At 57.8% G+C, this 4,087-nt stretch carries 2 pseudogenes; both read left to right on the forward strand.

From position 1 onward, the window contains the following. Window positions 1–641, forward strand: a pseudogene (locus tag I5W_RS10215) (recombination factor protein RarA); the annotation flags it as partial. A 177-nt stretch (window positions 642–818) separates the two neighbouring features. Continuing rightward, a pseudogene (locus I5W_RS10220) lies at window positions 819–4,087 on the forward strand (calcium-binding protein); the annotation flags it as partial.

A 4,087-nucleotide genomic window follows, 5' to 3' on the forward strand; every position in this document is an offset into this window, starting at 1 on the left:
TACGGCCCGAGTTCCTGCAGAATGCACTCACCTTGAACAGCCGCCGCTTCGACAAGGGCGGCGACAATTTCTACGACCAGATCTCGGCGCTGCACAAGTCGGTGCGTGGCTCGCACCCGGATGCTGCGCTGTACTGGCTCACGCGTATGCTCGATGGCGGCGCCGATCCGCGCTACCTGTCACGGCGCATCGTACGCATGGCCTGGGAAGACATCGGCCTGGCCGACCCGCGCGCCATGCAGATCGCCAACGATGCCGCGCTCACCTACGAGCGCCTGGGCAGCCCGGAAGGCGAACTGGCGCTGGGCCAGGCGGTGATCTACCTGGCCGTGGCGGCCAAGAGCAATGCCGGCTACAACGCCTATAACGCGGCACGCGCTTTCGTGAAGCAGGACAAGAGCCGGGAAGTGCCGGTGCACCTGCGCAATGCGCCGACCAAGCTGATGAAGGAGTTGGGCTATGGGCATGAGTATCGCTATGCCCATGATGAACCCAATGCCTATGCGGCGGGGGAGACCTATCTGCCCGAAGGCATAGCGGAGCCGGGGTGGTATCAGCCGGTGCCGCGCGGTCTGGAAATCAAGATCGGCGAGAAGCTGGCCACCTTGCGCCAGTGGGATGAAGAGGCCCGGAAGGAGTGATCGTTACGCCGATGCGACCTCGATATTTTTTGAATCAATTCTAGAAAGTTTTTTGCATTTCATTGAAATAGCTGCTGGCTGGCGGCTATGGCAGGAACATTTAACCTGGCTGTCATATTGCATAACTAGGATGCCACCCGTTTTAGTGATTTTCCACATATCAATCTCGGAGGCTAGATGGGTGTCGAAACTTGGAATGACGGTTACGTTAATATTTGGGAAGGCACAACCGACCGCAAAGTGCATTTGACCGGCTCCGGTTCCCACTCGGTCTACACCACGAATTACGCCATCACCTATCTGAGCATCTGGGATGGGGCAGGCAACGACGACATTGCTGTCGGCGCGCTCAACACCACCATTTACGCCAACTCTGGCAATGACCGCTATTTCATCGCCTCCGGCATCAATGCCCGGATCGACAGCGGTGCTGGATTGAAGAACATCGCCACAAATTATCTGGCAGGGTCGCTCAATATCTATGAGTCCAACTGGTGGAGTCAGCGGCACATCAACGTTTCGGCATGGCATAGCTACGTCCAGTCAGGTAATGCCAATGACACCATTTCAGCCTACGGCTTGTCCGCGGCGATTGTTGAAGATGCTGGCGGAAACAATACGGTCACGCTGAGCGGTGGGGGTTATCTCAAGGCCGATCTGGGCTGGGGCAGCATTAAAAACGGGAGCGATACCGTTCATCTCCATACGGGATGGAAAGCCGATCTCATCAAAAGCGGCGGTTCCCTGTATGTCTACAACCACAACTACCGGGGCGGCGATAGCAGCATCTGGACCCGCGGCGGGCATTGGAGCAGCAGTCTCGACAATCTTGGCTACTACGATGGTTCAGCCTATTCCCACAAGATTGACCTCAGAGTGAATCGATACGCCGATATCCAAGCGTATGGAGCAGGCTGGAATGTCATCAACCTGTGGGGATCCGACGGCAGTAGCCGGATGCGTATCTCATCGCCGGGCACCAATGAAATATGGGCCACACGGGGCGACGATGTCATCAACGTTGCCCAAGGCGGGAAGTGGACCGAGGTCAACCTGGACCATGGCAATGATGAACTGCGCATCCACTCAGGTGTCAGCGCCAAGGTCACCATGGGGCGAGGCAACAAGACCATCGTCAGCAACTACCTGGGCGGCAACCTCACCATCGAGGATTGGGGGATGTCCGGCGCACGCAACATCAATGTGCGTGCCGGAAATGTTGATGTGCATAGCGCCGGAGGAAACGACACCATCACCGTCTTCGGGCTTTGGCGCGCCAAGGTACGCGATGCGGGCGGCAACAATACGTTGGATGTGCGCGGATCGGGCGTGGAGGTAGACACCGGCGACGGCAATGACACGATCTATGTGAGTGGTGTTGCCGCCAAAGTGGCCAGTGGCCATGGCAATGACAGTATTACCCTGGATGGACTGGATGTGCGCCTCAATGACGCCGGAGTTTCTGGCGCGAAGCGGGTTCTGGCGCGCGCAGGAGGCGCCTATCTGTACACAGGCAGTGGCAACGACATCGTGGAGTTCTATGGCCTGGGCAGCCATGTGCAGACCAACGCGGGGCAGGACACCGTCATCGTGCGCGGTGTGGGGGCTTATGTAGACACAGGCAGTGGTGACGATACCGTCGATCTGCAGGCCGCAGGCGCGACCGTGACTACGGGAGATGGAAACGACACTGTCCGGAGTCTGGGCGTGGGTGGCCAGAAAGTGGATCTGGGCAATGGCAATGACACGCTGGAAGCCTACGGCGGGGCCAACATTATCCTGGCAGGACTGGCCGGCACCAAGAGCATCACCGTCGGCGGCGGTTTTAATGTGGTGCAGATGGGGCATGGTGCCAATGCGTCCATCAATACGGTCAACGCCTACGGTGGCATGAATGTCGTGCTCAGTGGGCATGGCAACAATGCAGTCAATGCCTATGGCGGCGGCAACTTTCTCATGAACGGCAATGGCCGCTACCTGGCCCATGCCTATGGCGGTCTGAATGTCGTCCTTTCAGGGCAGGGCCAGGCCGAGATCAATGCCTACGGCAGCACCAACATCGTGATGGCGGGTGACCGGGGCAATACGCTTCGTGCTTATGGCATCGGCTACCTGACCGGCATCGGCAACCTGCTCGTCTCCGGACGTGGTGATGATCGCATCAAGGTGGGCGGGCTGCTCTCTGCAGTGACCCCGCAATTAGGCGTCACGGATGACGAGTTTGGATTTGATCGCATCGTCGTCGTCGGCGCCGATGCCAGCGATACGGTCAGTAAAACGGCCCAGAATGTGCTTGGCCTGGTCGCCAGCGCCGCATTCAATGCAGGAAACATCGTCATTGCCGGCGATGGCAATAACAAGGTCAAGGCCTATGGCGGCTATAACTTTGTACAGACCGGATCGGGGCACGATGCTGTCTCCATGGTGGGCGGGTTCAATGCGGCTGTCGTTGGCAACGGACGCAATCGCATTTTTGCCATTGGCGGCAACAATATCGTGGTCGCCGGCGCAGGCGATGATGAGATGCAAGCCCTGGGTGGCGCCAATGTTTTCTTCGCCAACGCCGGCAACAACCGCATGACAGCCATCGGTGGCGGCAATCTTTTCGTCGCTGCCGACGGCAATGATGACATGCTGGCCATCGGTGGCGGCAACGTCGCCATCATGGGGGGCGGTCATAACACCGCCTTGCTGGCCGGCGGATATGGCAACCTGGTGCAAAGCGGGGCGGGCGATGACCGGGTGCTGGCACTGAGTCAATGGAACGTGATGATCCTGGGTGACGGCAACAATACCGTAGGCGCACTGGGAGGGGGCGGAAACCTGGTCTGGACCGGCAGTGGCAATGACACGGTCATTTCGCTGGGCTTGTATGTCGGCAATATCCTGCTACTCGGCGATGGCAATAATTTCGCGATATCTGGTGGCAGAGCCAACATTGTCATGGCAGGAAGCGGGCGAGATAGCGTGCTCTCGGTGGGGCAATACAATTTCGTCAGCACGGCCAGCGGCATCGATAACGTCGTCGTCGTGGGGCAATACAATCTGGTGCATACCGGCGGCGATGACGACATCGCTGCCGTCATCGGGAAACTCAATTTTGTCGATACTGGCTGGGGCAACGATGTTGCCTTGGTGGTTGGAAAGACCAATATCGTCCTGACCGAGGCGGGTGATGATACTGCCCTGGTCATTGGCCAGAACAACTATGTTTTTGCCGGCAGTGGAAACGACATGGTGGCTGTCTTTGGTGAAACCAATTACGTTCTGGCGGGGAGTGGCCATGATCTGGTTGCGGTGTTTGGAAAGAAGAATATCGTCGCTACCGACAATGAGATTGTCTTCAACGATGACGATCTGGGGGCGTTGAAAGAGTCCAAGAAAGTCAAAAGCTTCAATTCGAAAGGAAAAGACTGGTCCGGCAAGACCGGCCTGGATATCTCGAT

Origin of the sequence: Herbaspirillum sp. B65, from assembly GCF_000333555.1 — a bacterium.
GTDB lineage: Bacteria > Pseudomonadota > Gammaproteobacteria > Burkholderiales > Burkholderiaceae_D > Herbaspirillum > Herbaspirillum rubrisubalbicans.